Here is a 14793-nt window from a genome sequence, read left to right on the forward strand (position 1 = left end):
GGCTGGGCGGGGCGAACATGACCGGCGGCTGGGGCGGCCAAGGCGGCAATGCCGGGTGGTTCGGCAACGGTGGCGCCGGTGGCGCGGGCGCCTTCGGCCCCGCGGGCGGAGGCGACGGCGGCAACGGGGGGAACGGCGGCCAGTACTTCGGCAGTGGCGGGGCCGGCGGCGACGGGTACGGATCCAGCACGGCCCTGCGCGGCGGCGTCGGGGGTGACGGTGGTGACGGCGGGCAATTCGGCAACGGTGGCCAGGGCGGTCAGGGCGGGCAAGCATCTCTCGCCAACGGATCGGGGGGAGCCGGCGGCAGCGGCGGCAGCGCGCAATTCGTCGGCGACGGCGGCGACGGCGGCGCTGGTGGCGCCGGTTTCGATCCCGCACACGGCGGGGCGGGCGGCAGTGGCGGCCAATACTTCGGCCGGCCCGGACTGCAGGGGGCCGAGGGCCTCGGCCCGTAGACCTACCGCCCGAGACGGGTAGAACTACGCAGGCAGGGCCCCGCGCCGAACGGCAAAGCTGCTTGGATGACCACTTTGATGGGCTTTCTCAGCCCCACTGAATTGGGCGCGCGCACCCCTTCTGACCGTGATCGCGCTATCGACGTCATCCGCATCACCGCCCTCGTCGGCGTCGTTATCGGCCACACCGTGATGGCCATCAGCATCATCCGCGGCGGCGTGCTGATCTGGGACAACCTGCTCACCACCTCGGTGGTGTTTCAGGCGCTGACGTGGATCTTCCAGATCATGCCGCTGTTCTTCTTCGCCGGCGCCGCGGCGTGCGTGGCGTCCTGGCAGCCAAGTAGCGACTGGGGAACCTGGTTGATGACGCGCTGTACCCGGCTGTTCCGGCCGGTGTTCTACTACTTCGCATTTTGGGCGGTCACCCTGGCCGTTCTTTATCCCTTTCTGCCGCAACATGTTTACGAACCTGTCGCCGGCATCAGCATTCAGTTGTTGTGGTTCCTCGGCGTCTACGTGCTGGTGTTGGCCGCGATGCCGGTCTTGTCCCGGATCACCACACCGGCCCGTCTGGTAGCCGGGGTCACCGGCACCTACGCGATGGTCGCGCTGATTGACGCGGTCCGGTTGCACTGGGTTGCGGCGGCACCGCTCGGCTACCTCAATCTCGCGGCCTGGCTGATCCCCGCGATGTTCGGTGTCGCCTACCGGCGCCGGCTGGTCACCGGCCGCGCGGCGCTGGTCGCCGCAGCGTTGCTACTCCTGGTGAACGTGGCCCTGCTTAACTGGGGGCCGTACGAACTGAGCCTGGTCGGCATCGAGGGTATGCGCCTGCCCAACATGAGCCCGCCGTCGCTGTTGCTCGCCGGGCACGCAATCGTGTTGAGCGCGTTGGCGATCGCGGCAGCGCCGGCGATCAACCGGTGGGCGCGTCGGCCACGGGTGTGGTGGTTCACGGTGATCGGCAACTCCGGGGCGATGACGCTCTACTTGTGGCACATGCCCGCATTGTTGGCGGTGCACGTGCTCTTCGACACCTTCGGGCACCCACGCTTCCCGGGTCAACCGGACTTTCTCACGGTGACGTTCGAGCAGCTGTTCATCATGATCGGCGTGGTGGCGGTGCTGTTCGTGGCGCTGCGCCCGCTGGAAAACAGGCCGTTGCCCGGCTGGGACGGCGCTCTTGGTGTCACGTCGGTCCGGCGCGGCCACGCGGTCGGTGCGCTGTTGTGTGTGGCCGGGGCGGCACTGCTCGCCGCGGTGAAGTGGGGACTGAAGGACGACGGGCTGGTGTGCGTCACGGTGATGCTGGCGGCGCTGCTGGCCGCGCGGCTGCTCAGCCGTCGGAGTCCGGAGCGGCCAGCAGCATCTGCAGCGTCGTACGCAGTTCGCTCAGTCGGCGCTGCCCGAGCACATGCTCCCAGTGCCCCTCCAATTCGAGTGCGGTAGAACGCATTACGCGCAGCGTCTGGCGGCCACGCGGGGTGAGTTCGATGATTCTGGTGCGGGCGTCGCCGGGGTTCGATTCCCGGGTGACGTAACCGTGCCGCTCCAGAACCGTAATGGCTTGAGCGACCGCCTGGCGGCTCACCCCCAACCGGTCGGCCAGGTCGGAGGCGTGCAAACCACCGGTGGCCAGCGGCACCAGGGCCACCGCTTGCGCCGGGCGAATCCCGTCCAGCCCGGCCGCGGCGAACGCACTCTGCAGCCGCGGACGCCCGGCGGCCGCCAACCGTTGCACCAGGGCGGGCACCGTGGGTTCCCACTGAGCGTCTGCGTGACCTCGCATGACTGCAGAGTCTGCCATCAGATTAATTTTTGACAAGTTACTTGTCATTCTCGGGTGCGGCTGTCACCATGGGCGGATGGCATCTCGCTACGCCCGGGCCTGCATCGTTGTCCTCATCGCGGCACTGGCCGTGCTGCTGGGAGGTTGTTTCGGCGGCGGCCACGCCGTCGGGTCACCGGAACACCCGACCATCCCAGTCGGTAAGTCCTCGCAGAGCATCGAGTGGGCCGGCACCACTCGGACGTTCCACGTGTATAGGCCGCAGGGGTTGTCGGATGCCGCACCTCTGGTGGTGATGCTGCACGGCGGATTCGGCAGCGGCGCCCAGGCCGAGAGCTCGTACCGCTGGGACACCGAGGCCGACAAGGGGCATTTCCTGGTCGCTTACCCGGATGGCCAGGGCCGGGCCTGGAACGCCGGCTCGTGCTGCGGCAATCCGTCCGAAACAAACCTCGACGACGTCGGATTCATCGGCGCGGTCGTGGACGCCATCAAAGGGCAGACGCCCGTCGATGCGGCCCGGGTGTACGTCACCGGAATGTCGAACGGCGCCATGATGGCACTGAGGATGGCGTGTGAGACGGATCTGTTCGCCGCGATCGCGCCGGTGGCGGGCACCCTGGTCACCGATTGTTCACGGGCTCGCCCCACCTCGGTGCTGCAGATCCACGGCACCGCCGACGCGAGTGTTCCCTATAACGGTGGTCCCGGAAAGGCCTTGAAAATCAACGGGACTCCGCGGGTCGACGGCTTACCGGTGCCGACTGTGACGGCCGCGTGGCGCGCCATCGACAGCTGCGCAGCGCCAACCTCGACCACCGCCGGCGCGGTAACCACCGAGACGGCCGTGTGCCCGCAGGGCCGCACCGTTGAGTTGATCTCGGTGGCCGACGCCGGCCACCAATGGCCCGGTGGAGTCCGCGGTCCCGTCTTGGAGCGGCTGGGCCTTCCGCAACCGTCCACGGCGCTGGACGCCACCGACACCATCTGGCAGTTCTTCAGTCAGCACCACCGCTGAAGCAGTCAGCGACGTTTGGTGGGCCACACCGCCATTCGGTCGATGATGCGGTCTCGCAGTACGAAGGTGTGAAAGAGAACCGCGCTGACATGCGCGGTGAAGGCCAGGAACAGCAGCAGGGCGAAAATTCCGTGCGCCTGGCGCAGCACCGCGTAGATGTCGATGTTGTGCGGAGCGATGCCGGGCAGGTGAAACGGCCCCAGGGAGACGATCGGATTGCGCGCGGCCGATAGCATCGCCCACCCCGTCAGCGGCTGAACGAACAGCAAGCCGTACAGCAGATATTCCGAATATGAGGCGATACGGCGTTCGGCTGGGCCCATGGTGGCCAAGAACGGCGGCAGGGTGTGGGTCCACCGGTTGATCAGGCGGATCACCGCGACGATCAGGATCAACACACCCAGCGGGCGGTGAATCGCCAGCAGCAGCGGGTAAAGGCTCAGTGAGGCGACCATGGTGACCCCGATGAGCAGCTGAGCGATGACCATGGGGGCCATCAGCCAGTGCAGAATCCGCGACGGAACGGCGAACCGCGGTGAGTCAACTAGTTTCTCGCTCATGACACGCGAACCTCGCTGGGCGACTTCGGTTCTCCGGCACGACGGGTGAAGGACCGCGCGTACACACCCGCCCGGGCCCTGGGGATCGGATCGTCCGACAGGTCCATTCCGTCCGGCAGCACCGTCGGGTCGAAGTTGATGTCCCGGGCGTTGCCTGGCGCTTCGGTCTGCACCGCGGAGATGATCACGGTGCCCGCGTCGATGGTGCGGCGAGTCGAGGGCCAGGGTTTGGTGGCGTCGTCGGTGGGGTCCCCGGGCTCTGCGATGGTGAGGACCAGGCGCCAGCGCACCGGCCGCTGCGCCACGGTGTGAATGAGTTCGTCGAAGAGGTAGTCATTGCCGGACGGCGGTGGCACGGGCGGCTGGTCGCCATCGTCGATCGGAGTCAGCGACCAGCGCACCGCAACGGTCGCGCCCGCCGCGTTGGTGAATCGAAAAGCGTTGAGGCCGTTGAAGGTACTGCCCGCGAAGCCCGCGCTGGGCGGTGCCTGTCTGATGATCTTCATCGCCGCTGCGGTCTCGGGATGGCGCTCCAGGAATGTCGCCATCCGCTGCGGGTCCGGCTTGCCGGTGTCGGGCTGCGGTTTGGACGCCAACAGCCGCTCGTAGAAACCCTGCGGTGTGCTGTCGGTGAACACCGGCAGGTTGATCATGGCGGTGCGCCACTGCTGACCGTCCGACGTCTGCAACAACAGGCCCAAACCGCGCACCGTGTCGGGTTTGTCGGCCTGATCGGGCAGCCCGCCGCCCAGCGAGAACCGCCCGACGACCGGCACCGTGCCGCGCCGGAACACCGAGGCCCGGCAAATGGCCGTGCCCGACCCGTTGCTCTCGAAAGTTCCTGTGGCGCTGAGCCCTTTGGCGTGGTTGCGGCGGAAACCGTCGTGGCGCCCGTAAATGTCCTCGAAGCGGTCGGTGAACCGGCCGGGGGTCAGAGCGCCGGGGCGCAGCCAGCCGCCGGTGTAACCGAAACCGGCGACGTCCACGGCGGCAAAGCCGGCGACCGCGCTCATCCCCAGCAAGGCCCCTCGCCGCGTCAGCGCGGCGCGCTCCGGAGCATCCTCGTCCTCGCCCGGTCCCATTCCGCCGTCCTCTCCGCACTGTCCCGACACAGTCTCAAGGCTTCTGCTCCCAGCGCACCACGAAGCGGTGCGGCGATAGGTTCAACGGGTCGATCAGTCGCTGCCGAGCGCCCGGTGTTCGATCAGGTCGCGCAGTCCGCCGGCGCCCAGCCGCTCCCGGAATGCCGGTGCCGTGTAGCCGACCACGGTGGCGGCGGTGCGAGCGCGCGCGGTCGCCGAGCGTGGCAGGTGGAACAGCACCCCGATCTCGCCGAAGTAGTCCCCGGGCCCGACCACCTTGAATAGTTCCTCGCCGCCGTCCGCCATTTCGTGCACGATCTCGATCTCGCCCTCGCTCACCACGTAGATCAGCTCACCCATCGTGCTCTGCTCGAAGAGCACCTCGCCGGCCTTCAACTCAACCGTCTCCGGCTCCCGATCGGTCTCGGCGAAATCGGGTGTCAGCTCGACGACGCGGTCGGCCAGCGGCAGCATCCGGCTGTCGTGGGTGGCCACCACCACTACCCGGTCGCCGTCGGCGAGCTCCCGGATCAGCCGCAACACCTCCTCGACCTGGATGAAGTCGAGGTGGGCGGTGGGCTCGTCGGCCAGGATCAAGGGCGGATCCAGTGCGATCGCGCGGGCGACCGCGACGCGTTGCTGCTGACCGCCGGACAGGTCACCCGGGCGGTGCTTCATGCGCTCACCGAGGTTGACGCGCTCGAGCAATTCCACGGCCCGCTTGCGCGATGCGGCCCGCGACATGCCGGCCGCACGCATCGGCACCATCACGTTCTCCAGCGCGGTGAGGCTGGGCACCAGGTTGAATGCCTGGAAGACGATGCCCACTTTGTCCCGCCGGTACTTGGCCAACGCGGCGCCGTCGAGGGTCGTGATGTCGAGGTCGTCGAACTTGATGGCGCCGGACTTGGGGCGCAGAATGCCGCCCAGGCAGGACAGCAGGGTGGTCTTCCCGCACCCGCTCGGCCCGAGCAGGATCACCAGGGAGCCGGACGCCACATCGAGGTTCAGCCCGTTGATCGGTCGCAGGGCGTAGCCGCCGCTGTAGTACTCGACGACCAGGTTCTGAATGCTGAGATCGCCCACTGCTTAGGGACCTCCGAACGCGAGAGCGGGATCAATGGCCACCACGCGCCGCAGCCCGGCAAGGCTGGCCAACAGGCCGATGACGATGGCAACTACCGGTAGTAGCACGTAGGCGAGTGACGGCACCGCGACGACCATCGGGAACAACGGCGCCAACAGCTTGGAAAGGATAACCCCTACCACCGCGGCCAGCAGCGAGACGATCAGCGCCTGCAGCGCCAGACCCGCCAGGATCGAACGAGTCGGCGTGCCGATCGCCTTGAACACCGCGAAGTCGCGTACCCGCTCCAGCGCGGACAGGTACACGACCGATCCGACGATGAGCACCGCCACGATCCACAGCAGGATCGCCACGATCGTGATCGAGTTGACCGCCACCTTCAGCGGCCGGATCAGGTCCTTGACGGCGCCGTCGCGGTCGAAAGTGCGGTAGCCGGCCGGCAGGGCACGCGGGGTGCCGTCGATGCCGATCGAGGTGACCATGGGTTGCCCGTTGTAGGCGACCTGCTGTAGGCCCTCGGTGGTCAGGAAGATGTTGGGGATCTTGGCCAGCGCCGTCGAGTTGGGCACGATGCCGACGATCTTGAGGGTGTGAGCACCGACCTGGATGGTGTCGCCGAGGTGGCGGCCCAGCGTGCTCGATGCGGCGACCTCGTCGGGCCGGGACGGCGCACGGCCTTCCGAAACCTGCGGCATCCCGGGTCCGTGCTCGGGCGCCCCGAATGCGGTGACGTTCCGCGTCGACGCGCCCTCTTTCATGATCGTTCCGACGCACCCCAGCGGCGCCGCCGCGGAAACGCCGGTCTCGCTTCTCACCCGGGCCAGGTCGACGTCGGGAAACGGGGTCGACCCCAGAAAAGGTCCGGCCGAGCCGTCCTTCACCACGAAAGCGTCGACGCCCAGCGAATCGACGGTATTGCGGGCCTCGACGGTGAAGCCATTCGCGAGCCCGCTCATCACGAGCGTCATCCCGAAGATCAGTCCGGTGCTGACAATGGCGATAACGAGGCGCCGCTTCCGCCATTGCATGTCACGCAGGGCAGCAAAGAGCATCCCCAGACGCTACCAACGTGCACAACCCCCGGACGGCTTTTGTCCAGGCCGCGTTATCAGGCAGGAGGCCCTTCCGAGCGGGCCGCCGGACGCCGCGATTCGGGCGTTTATGCCGCGTGACCTAGAATTGGTCGCGGTTAACTGCCGTAGCGCTGCTTTTGCCGGCGCAGGATTGGTGGTGTTCGGCGGGTTGAAGCAACAGCCCCGGTTTTGCGTGGTTGTCTGAAAACGAGCGTTTTCCCGCAAGGATGGATTTGAGATACAGCATGGTCGATCAACCCGGCGATACAGCGAATCGAGCCCCATTCGAAGTCGAGCAGTACGAGACAGACGGGGCCGTCGTGCTTGCTGTCTCGGGCGAAGTGGACATGCTCAGCGCTCCGCAGCTGGCTGAGGCGATACAGACGGCGTTGGCTCCCAAGCCCGCGGCACTGGTCGTCGACCTCACCAAGGTGGAGTTTCTGGCATCGGCTGGGCTGAGTGTTCTGGTGAACGGGCAGGCCGAGGTGTCGGCGCCCACCCGCTTCGCCGTCGTGGCCGACGGTGCGGCCACCAGCCGTCCGATGAAACTGATGGGCATCGACAGCCTGCTGTCGTTGCACCGCACCCTGGATAACGCGCTTAGCTGGATCGCCGGTGCCTGAGCCTGTCTCTTGCCGGGAGGGCTGGACCCGCTGACTGTAGGCCCGCTCATGACGCCTCTCGACGACCGGTCCCGCTTTGTCCGCATGCGGGTGGCCGCCGACGCGCTCAGCGCACACCGGATCCGCGTCGAGTTCCGCAATTGGCTCGACCGGCACTTCACCCTGGGCGCCGAGCGATTCAGTGATCTGGTGTTGGCCGTCAGCGAAGCACTGGCCAACGCGGCGGAGTTCGCCTACACCGACACCCCCCCGGGAACGATGGACGTCAACGCGGCCTATGACGCCAGCTCGGACACCCTCGCCGTCACGGTCAGGGATCGGGGCCGGTGGCGGCAGCGCGCCGGCACGAGGGACTTGACCAGAGGCCGCGGCATTCCCTTGATGCGCGTCCTTGCCGACGAAGCCGACATCGACGGCACTCCGCAGGGCACGCAGGTGACGCTGAAGTGGAAACGGCTCACCGCGCCCGCTCACTGACGCAGCGAGACTTCCTCCGGATTCATTGACTGAGGCGGATGCGACGCATACCGTCACTACATACGCTACGCATCGTAGCGTAATGGCCAGTTCTTTGCCTCGGAGGCAATCATGTTCGACCTGAAGATCACCGGTGGCACCGTCGTGGACGGCACCGGTGCGCAGCGGTATCGCGCCGACATCGGCATCAAGGACGGCAAGATCGTCGAGGTCATGCGCCGCGACGGCGACGGCCCGGCGCTAGCCGGTGAGGCGGCCGAGACCATCGATGCGACGGGGCACGTCGTCGCCCCGGGGTTCGTGGACATCCACACGCACTACGACGGCCAGGTCAGCTGGGACAGCCTGCTGGAGCCGTCGAGCGGGCACGGTGTGACGACGGTGGTGACCGGCAACTGCGGGGTCGGCTTCGCCCCCGTCCGGCCGGGCACCGAGGACTGGCTGATCAAGCTGATGGAGGGTGTCGAAGACATCCCCGGCACCGCGCTCACCGAGGGCATCACCTGGGGTTGGGAGACCTATCCCGAGTACCTCGACGCCATCGGCAAGCAACAGTTCGCGATCGACGTGGGCAGCCAGGTCGCCCATGGCGCGATCCGCGCCTACGCGATGGGCGAGCGGGGTGCGCGCAACGAGCCGGCCACTGCCGAGGACATCGAGGCGATGGGCAGGCTGGTCCGAGAGGCCGTGGAGGCCGGTGCGCTCGGGTTCTCGACATCTCGCACCCTGGCGCACGTGGCGATGGACGGCGAACCCGTGCCCGGCACCTTCGCCGCCGAAGAGGAGCTGTTCGGGCTGGGCAGGGCGATGGCCGCCGGCGGCCAGGCGGTCTTCGAGCTGGCGCCGCAGGGGGCGGCAGGCGAGGACATCGTCGGCCCCAAGAAAGAACTGGACTGGATGCGCCGGTTGAGTCGCGAGATCGACCGGCCGGTGTCCTTTGCCCTGATCCAGGTCGACGCCGACCCGAAGCTGTGGCGCGAGCAGCTCGACGTGTCCGCGGCCGCGCACGCCGAAGGCAGCCGCTTACACCCCCAGATCGCCGCGCGCCCGTTCGGCATGATGATCGGCTTCCAGGGCCACCACGGCTTCACGCACCGACCGACTTACCGGCGCCTGAAGGCGCAGTGCAGCCGCGAAGAGCTTGCCCAGCGCCTGGCCGATCCCGCGGTGAAGGCCGCAATCCTCTCCGAGGACGACCTGCCGCTGGACCCGACCGTGTTGTTCGACGGCATGTTCGCGATGGTGCAGCACTCGTTGGGACGGCTGTATGCGCTCGGCAATCCGCCGGACTACGAGCCGACCCCCGACCGCACTGTCGCCGCCATCGCGGCGGCGCGCGGCGAGGAACCGCTGTCCACCCTCTACGACCTGATGCTCGAAGGCGACGCGACGGCCATGCTGATGTTGCCGTTGTTCAACTACGCCGACGGCAATCACGACGCGATCCGCGAGATGATGCTGCACCCCGCCGGGGTGCTGGGATTGTCCGACGGGGGCGCCCACTGCGGAATGATCTGCGATGCCTCCTATCCGACCTTCCTGCTGACGCACTGGGCCCGGGACCGCAGCCGCGGTGAGAAGCTGTCGCTGGAGTATGTGATCCGCAAACAGTCCCGCGACACCGCCCACCTGTTCGGCCTCAGCGACCGCGGCACCATCGAGCCGGGCAAGAAGGCCGACATCAACGTCATCGATCTCGACGCTCTGACCCTGCACCCCGCGGCGATGGCTTATGACCTGCCGGCCGGTGGGCGGCGAATTCTGCAGAGCGCCAGCGGTTATGCGGCAACCATCGTCAGCGGCACCGTGACCCGCCGCAAGGACGTCGACACCGGCGCCCGTCCCGGCCGCCTGGTACGCGGGGCGCGTTAAGCTGCCCACGTGAAGACACGCCTCGTCCACGCCGGCGCGAAGGCCCCCGTTCGCAGCCGCGACGAGGACGCGATCGGCACCCCACCGCCCTCGCCCACTCTGGTGCCGGCCGAGCGCTACTACTCTCCGGAGTTTGCGGCGCTCGAGGTGCAGCGAATGTGGCCCAGAGTGTGGCAGGTCGCCTGCATGGTCGACCATGTGGCCGAGCCCGGTGACTACTTCGAATACCGTTGCGGGCCATACGGAGTGCTCATCGTCCGGGGCGAGGACGGGTCGCTGCGCGCGTTCCAGAACGCCTGCCGTCATCGCGGTAACTCACTGTGCGTGGGCTCGGGTTCGGGTCTACGCGAACTCAAATGCGGCTACCACGGCTGGACCTGGGATCTGGCCGGCGCGCTCAAGCGAGTGCCCGATCGCAAAGGTTTCGGCGCGCTGCGCATGTCCGATTTCCCGCTGGTGGCAGCCCGGGTCGACACCTTCGAGGGCATGGTCTTCGTCAACCTCGACCTCGACGCGATGCCGCTCGCCGAATACCTGGACGAGATTCCCCGGGACATCGCCTGGTGCCGCATCGGCGATTTCCGTTGCTATGCAACACTTACCGTGGAGGTCGAGGCGAACTGGAAGACGATCGCCGATGGTTACAGCGAGACTTACCACATCCAGACACTGCATCCGGAACTTCTGCGCTGCGTAGACGACGTCCATTCGCCACAACAGATCTGGCGGCACGCCGGTAAGTCGGATCAACCGTATGGTGTGCCGAGTCCACGTTTCGACGGTGAGCTCAGCGACGAAGAAGTATGGGACGCATACGTTTACACCCAGGGAGCGCTGATGGGCGCGTCGGCGGGCACACCGTTCCCCGCCGCGGACCGGCAGCCGGGACAGACGGTCGCCGACCTCATCGCGGCGCACACCCGCTCCTTCGCCGCCGGCCGGGGCGTCGACCTGGACTGGGCCGACACCGACCGGGTCACCCGGCTACACCAGTACAACGTCTTTCCGAACATGACGTTCCTGGCCAACGCCGACCACCTGACCATCATGACGTCGCGGCCCGGACCCGATCCCGATCACGGCGAGCTGACCATGTTTCTGATGACGCGCATGGCGCCCGGGGCCGGACACAACAAGCCGACCGATGTGCGGGTGCCGGCCGGGGATGCAGAACCCGGCATCGTGCTCACTCAGGACATTCGGGTGCTTCCGGGCCTGCAGCGCGGCCTGCATCAACCCGGCTTCACTCACCTGGTGCTGTCCAGCGAAGAGCGGCGTGTGATCAACATGCACCGCAATCTCGAGCGCTACCTCGATCTGCCCGACTCCGAGCGGATGACCGGCGGCGACACCGGCCGTCAGCTATGACGGCGGCCCGAGTGCCGACGTTCGCCGGTTTGTCCGACATCGGCCGGATCCGCGCCAGCAACCAGGACAGCTGGGGAGCCTATCCGGAGCAGTCGCTGTTCATCGTGGCCGACGGTGTGGCGTGCAGCACCGACGGCGCATTGGCGGCCGGCTTGGTGGTCGAGTTGCTGCCGACGTATGTGAGCCGCCATCTCAAGCCTGATGACCTCGGCGGCGAGGACGCCGCCGAACTGCTGGGACGCGCCCTCGTCGAGTACTGCGACGACTTCCGCGCTTTCGCGGCCACCGACGACCGTGCCGCCGGCGCCAACACCACGGTCGTGGCAGTCCTCGTGGTGGGAACACGGGCGTTGGTCGGCCATCTCGGCGACAGCAGGGCCTACCTGTTCCGCGACCAACAGCTGCAACAACTCACGCATGACCACAGCGTCATTCAGGACCTGATCGACGCCGGTGAGGTCTCGATCGAGCAGGCCGAGCGTCACCCCGCACGGGCGATTCTGACCCGGCATGTGGCGATGTTTCCGCGAGCGCTGCCCGATTCCGCGGCGGTGGACCTGCTTCCCGGCGACCGCATCTTGCTGTCCAGCGACGGGTTGCACGGAGTGGTCGACGACCCGACTCTGGCGCAGATCCTGGAGTCGCATCCCGAACCTGACGACGCCTGCCGGGCGCTGATCGACGCCGCGCTGCAGGCCGGCGGGCCGGACAACGTCACGGCGGTGGTGGTGGCGATTCCGCCGCAGTGACGAGACTTCCGTCAACACCGTCGAGTGCCGCCCACAGATCGCCGCGGGACTGATACTTTGCAACGCACCGCAAAGTGAGCCGGATCGGGGTCGGGCATGGATCAATTGACGATTTTCGACGAATCAGCCGACGTGGTGGTGGTTGGCTTCGGCGCAGCGGGGACCTGCGCGGCCATCGCAGCGCGTGAAAACGGGGCCGATGTGCTTGCGCTCGATCGCGCCAATGGGGGCGGGTCGACCGCCGTGTCCGGCGGAATCATCTACGCCGGCGGCGGTACCTGGGTACAGAAGAAGGCCGGTGTGAGCGACAGCTACGAGCAGATGCTGACGTATCTGCGCCTCGAGGTCGGTGACGCCGTCAGCCCGCAGACCCTGGAGTCATTCGTGGCGGGCAGCCCCGAAATGATCCGCTGGCTCAGCGATTACGGGGTGCCGTTCGATTCCACGGTGTGTCCCTACAAGACGTCCTACCCGAACAACCATTACTACCTGTACCACTCGGGCAGTGAGAACGCCGGTGCGTTCCGCGCCGTGACGCCACCCGTGCAACGCGGACACCGAGTGAAAGGCAAAGGCACTTCCGGCAAGAAGATGTACGGCCCCTTGGCGAAATCGGCTCTGGCCCTCGGGGCCCGGTTCTCGCCGCACACGACGGTCAACAAGCTGATCCAGGACTCCGGCGGCCGGGTGGTCGGGGTGGAGGCGACGACGATGCGTCACGCCCCGGCCCGCATTCAGCAGCGGTATTCGAGGCTGGCCGGGCTGTCGACCAAGCCCGGCATCTACTACCCGCCGCTGCGCGCCCTGGTGGAGCGTCGCCTGCGAGCGCTGGAACGCCGCTACGCCCGGCCGGTGCGGATCCAGGCGCGGCGCGGGGTGATCATTTGTGCCGGCGGCTACATGGCCAACACCGAATGGGTCAAACGCTTTGCGCCCCAGTACTTAGGCGGACTTCAGCTCGGCACCAGCGGGGACGACGGCAGCGGTATCGCGATGGCGCAGAGCGCCGGCGCCGTCACCGAACGGATGGACAACGTGTCGGCGTGGCGATTCATCACTCCCCCAAGCGCTTTCATCAGCGCGATCATCGTCGACGAGCAGGGCCAACGCGTCATCGACGAGAGCCGCTACGGTGCGGCGGTGGGCTATCAGATGGTGCGGCACCACCACGGCAAGGGCTGGCTGCTGGCCGACGCCGCGCTGCTGAAGGAGGCGCGACGGCAAATGCTGAAGCAGCCGTTGTGGTTTCAGCGCGCCCAGTCCGCAGCGCTGATTTTCCTCGACTCAGTCAAAGGCGCGTCGCTGCGCGAGGCCGCCCAACGCGCCGGCATCGATCCCGATGGCCTGGTCGCCACCGTCGAGGCGCACAACAACGCCATCGACACCGGTATCGCGGACCCCGTCGGCAAGCCGGCGGACTTCGTCCGCCGGATCGATCAACCGCCTTTCACACTGCTCAACATCTCGATCCGGCCGAACCTACTCAACCCGACGCCCATGCTGACTCTCGGCGGCATCCGGGTCGACGAAGGCACCGGAGCGGTGCTCGACGGCAGCGGAACGGCCATCCCGGGGCTGTACAGCGCGGGACGCACCGCGACGGGAATCTGCTCCAACTCTTATGTCAGCGGGCTCTCGCTCGCCGACTGCGTGTACGCGGGTAGGCGCGCCGGCAAGCATGCCGCCGCGGCTCAACCCGCCGACCTCTGAATCACCAAATCGACGGTGGCAGTGACCAAATCCGGTTGGTGCAACTGGACGAAATGGTCACTGCCGGTGGCGGAGATCCTCGGCGTCTGGGGACGCAGGGCGACCAGATCGGTGGTCGCATCGCGCCAGGCCTGCTCCAGCTTCTCGCCCTTCTCGGCGGGCAGGTCGGGCGGAATGATGAAGGGTTCCGTCCTGGTCAGCACCGCGGCCGGAACAGCCGGCACCGGTGGCGCGGCGGCAACCTGCGCGACGCTGCGGTCGATGTCCACGATCTCGAATGACGGTGAATCCGCAAACTGCGGCAGTGGCCCGTCCAGCGCCCGCCGATAGGCCGGCCAGTCGGATCCCAACAACTCCGGAATCTCGGCGGCGAAGGCGTCGACGAAGACCAGTCCCCGCACTTGCTCGGGGTAGGTCTGCGCGTACAGCCGAATGAACAACCCGCCCAGCGAGTGGCCGACGAGCACGTAGGGCCCGGGCAGGTGTGCGGCGTCGAGCAACTTGTGCAGGTCGCTCACCACGTCACTGGCCGTGCGCGGCATCGGTACCGGGGAACTGCGGCCGGAAAGGGTGGGCGGGTCGGAATTGCGAAGTGTTCCGGGCCGGTCGTAGGCGCAGACCCGGTGCGCGCCGGACAGCGCCGGCAACACGGCAGGTCCCACGGCCGGCGTCGCGGCGTCGGATGCACTCCACGGGTCCGCCGAGTTGTGGTAGCCGGACTCCAGAATGACGGTCGGACTGCCCCGTCCGCGGCATTGCAGGTAGAGGTGCCGTCCGCTGCCGATCTCCACCGGCCCGGCGAAGTCACCTCCTGCGCCCGCGGCGGGGCTGCTGCCGTGCGGTCCGGTGCAGCCCGCCGTCGCGAGGGAGACCAACAGGAGGAACGTGCTCAACGCGCGCATCGGCCCATTGAAGCGCACCGCG

General features: G+C 67.5%; 14 protein-coding genes and 1 pseudogene. 9 read left to right on the forward strand and 6 right to left on the reverse strand.

Annotated elements, in window-relative coordinates; all coding sequences use genetic code 11:
* Positions 1–458 (forward strand): annotated as a pseudogene (locus tag AWC08_RS36620) (hypothetical protein); the annotation flags it as partial.
* Between the two features lie 66 nt (positions 459–524).
* Positions 525–1910, forward strand: a complete 1386-nt coding sequence (locus AWC08_RS18825; protein ID WP_083271274.1) for an acyltransferase family protein — start codon at positions 525–527, stop codon at positions 1908–1910.
* Here AWC08_RS18825 and AWC08_RS18830 read toward each other — a convergent pair.
* Positions 1798–2250: a MarR family winged helix-turn-helix transcriptional regulator gene (locus tag AWC08_RS18830; RefSeq protein ID WP_083271275.1), complete on the reverse strand. Its 453-nt coding sequence runs from the start codon at positions 2248–2250 to the stop codon at positions 1798–1800. The two genes, AWC08_RS18825 and AWC08_RS18830, sit on opposite strands and share 113 nt — an antisense overlap.
* 76 nt (positions 2251–2326) lie before the next feature.
* On the opposite strand from AWC08_RS18830, the gene AWC08_RS18835 reads away from it, so the two are divergent.
* Entirely contained in the window at positions 2327–3268 is a 942-nt protein-coding gene (locus AWC08_RS18835; protein WP_065132800.1) for a CE1 family esterase, read from the forward strand.
* Between the two features lie 5 nt (positions 3269–3273).
* Here the strand turns inward: AWC08_RS18835 and AWC08_RS18840 are convergent, their stop codons facing one another.
* The 4 genes from AWC08_RS18840 to AWC08_RS18855 all read right to left on the reverse strand — a co-directional run bounded on the left by AWC08_RS18840 (position 3274) and on the right by AWC08_RS18855 (position 7049).
* A complete protein-coding gene (locus AWC08_RS18840) occupies positions 3274–3828 on the reverse strand; it encodes a cytochrome b (protein WP_069434524.1) in 555 nt (184 codons plus the stop codon).
* Positions 3825–4910, reverse strand: a complete 1086-nt coding sequence (locus AWC08_RS18845; RefSeq protein ID WP_232008019.1) for a catalase family peroxidase — start codon at positions 4908–4910, stop codon at positions 3825–3827. The genes AWC08_RS18840 and AWC08_RS18845 overlap by 4 nt, the downstream gene beginning before the upstream one ends.
* Positions 4911–5003: 93 nt before the next feature.
* Complete coding sequence (locus tag AWC08_RS18850; protein WP_065132798.1) at positions 5004–5996, reverse strand: ABC transporter ATP-binding protein; 993 nt, start codon at positions 5994–5996, stop codon at positions 5004–5006.
* 3 nt (positions 5997–5999) lie between these two features.
* Positions 6000–7049, reverse strand: a complete 1050-nt coding sequence (locus AWC08_RS18855; protein WP_069434525.1) for an ABC transporter permease — start codon at positions 7047–7049, stop codon at positions 6000–6002.
* A gap of 266 nt (positions 7050–7315) precedes the next feature.
* Here AWC08_RS18855 and AWC08_RS18860 point away from each other — a divergent pair, with 266 nt between their 5' ends.
* The 6 genes from AWC08_RS18860 to AWC08_RS18885 all read left to right on the forward strand — a co-directional run bounded on the left by AWC08_RS18860 (position 7316) and on the right by AWC08_RS18885 (position 13869).
* On the forward strand, positions 7316–7693 hold the full coding sequence (locus tag AWC08_RS18860) for an STAS domain-containing protein (RefSeq protein ID WP_065132805.1): 378 nt from the start codon (positions 7316–7318) through the stop codon (positions 7691–7693).
* Positions 7694–7741: 48 nt separating this feature from the next.
* Positions 7742–8170 carry an ATP-binding protein gene (locus AWC08_RS18865; RefSeq protein ID WP_069434526.1) on the forward strand — a complete coding sequence of 143 codons (429 nt, stop codon included), beginning with the start codon at positions 7742–7744 and terminating at the stop codon, positions 8168–8170.
* A gap of 111 nt (positions 8171–8281) precedes the next feature.
* Complete coding sequence (locus AWC08_RS18870) at positions 8282–10042, forward strand: N-acyl-D-amino-acid deacylase family protein (protein ID WP_085088086.1); 1761 nt, start codon at positions 8282–8284, stop codon at positions 10040–10042.
* A 9-nt stretch (positions 10043–10051) separates the two neighbouring features.
* Positions 10052–11410: an aromatic ring-hydroxylating oxygenase subunit alpha gene (locus tag AWC08_RS18875; RefSeq protein ID WP_069434890.1), complete on the forward strand. Its 1359-nt coding sequence runs from the start codon at positions 10052–10054 to the stop codon at positions 11408–11410.
* Between the two features lie 11 nt (positions 11411–11421).
* Entirely contained in the window at positions 11422–12159 is a 738-nt protein-coding gene (locus AWC08_RS18880) for a PP2C family protein-serine/threonine phosphatase (RefSeq protein WP_159460008.1), read from the forward strand.
* Positions 12160–12255: 96 nt separating this feature from the next.
* Complete coding sequence (locus tag AWC08_RS18885) at positions 12256–13869, forward strand: FAD-binding protein (RefSeq protein ID WP_069434888.1); 1614 nt, start codon at positions 12256–12258, stop codon at positions 13867–13869.
* Here AWC08_RS18885 and AWC08_RS18890 read toward each other — a convergent pair.
* Positions 13851–14771 (reverse strand): alpha/beta fold hydrolase, encoded by a 921-nt coding sequence (locus AWC08_RS18890; RefSeq protein ID WP_069434892.1) that lies wholly within the window; start codon positions 14769–14771, stop codon positions 13851–13853. The genes AWC08_RS18885 and AWC08_RS18890 overlap by 19 nt on opposite strands.
* Positions 14772–14793: the final 22 nt, after the last annotated feature.

The sequence above is a fragment of the Mycobacterium gordonae genome, assembly GCF_002101675.1.
Taxonomy (GTDB): domain Bacteria; phylum Actinomycetota; class Actinomycetes; order Mycobacteriales; family Mycobacteriaceae; genus Mycobacterium; species Mycobacterium gordonae.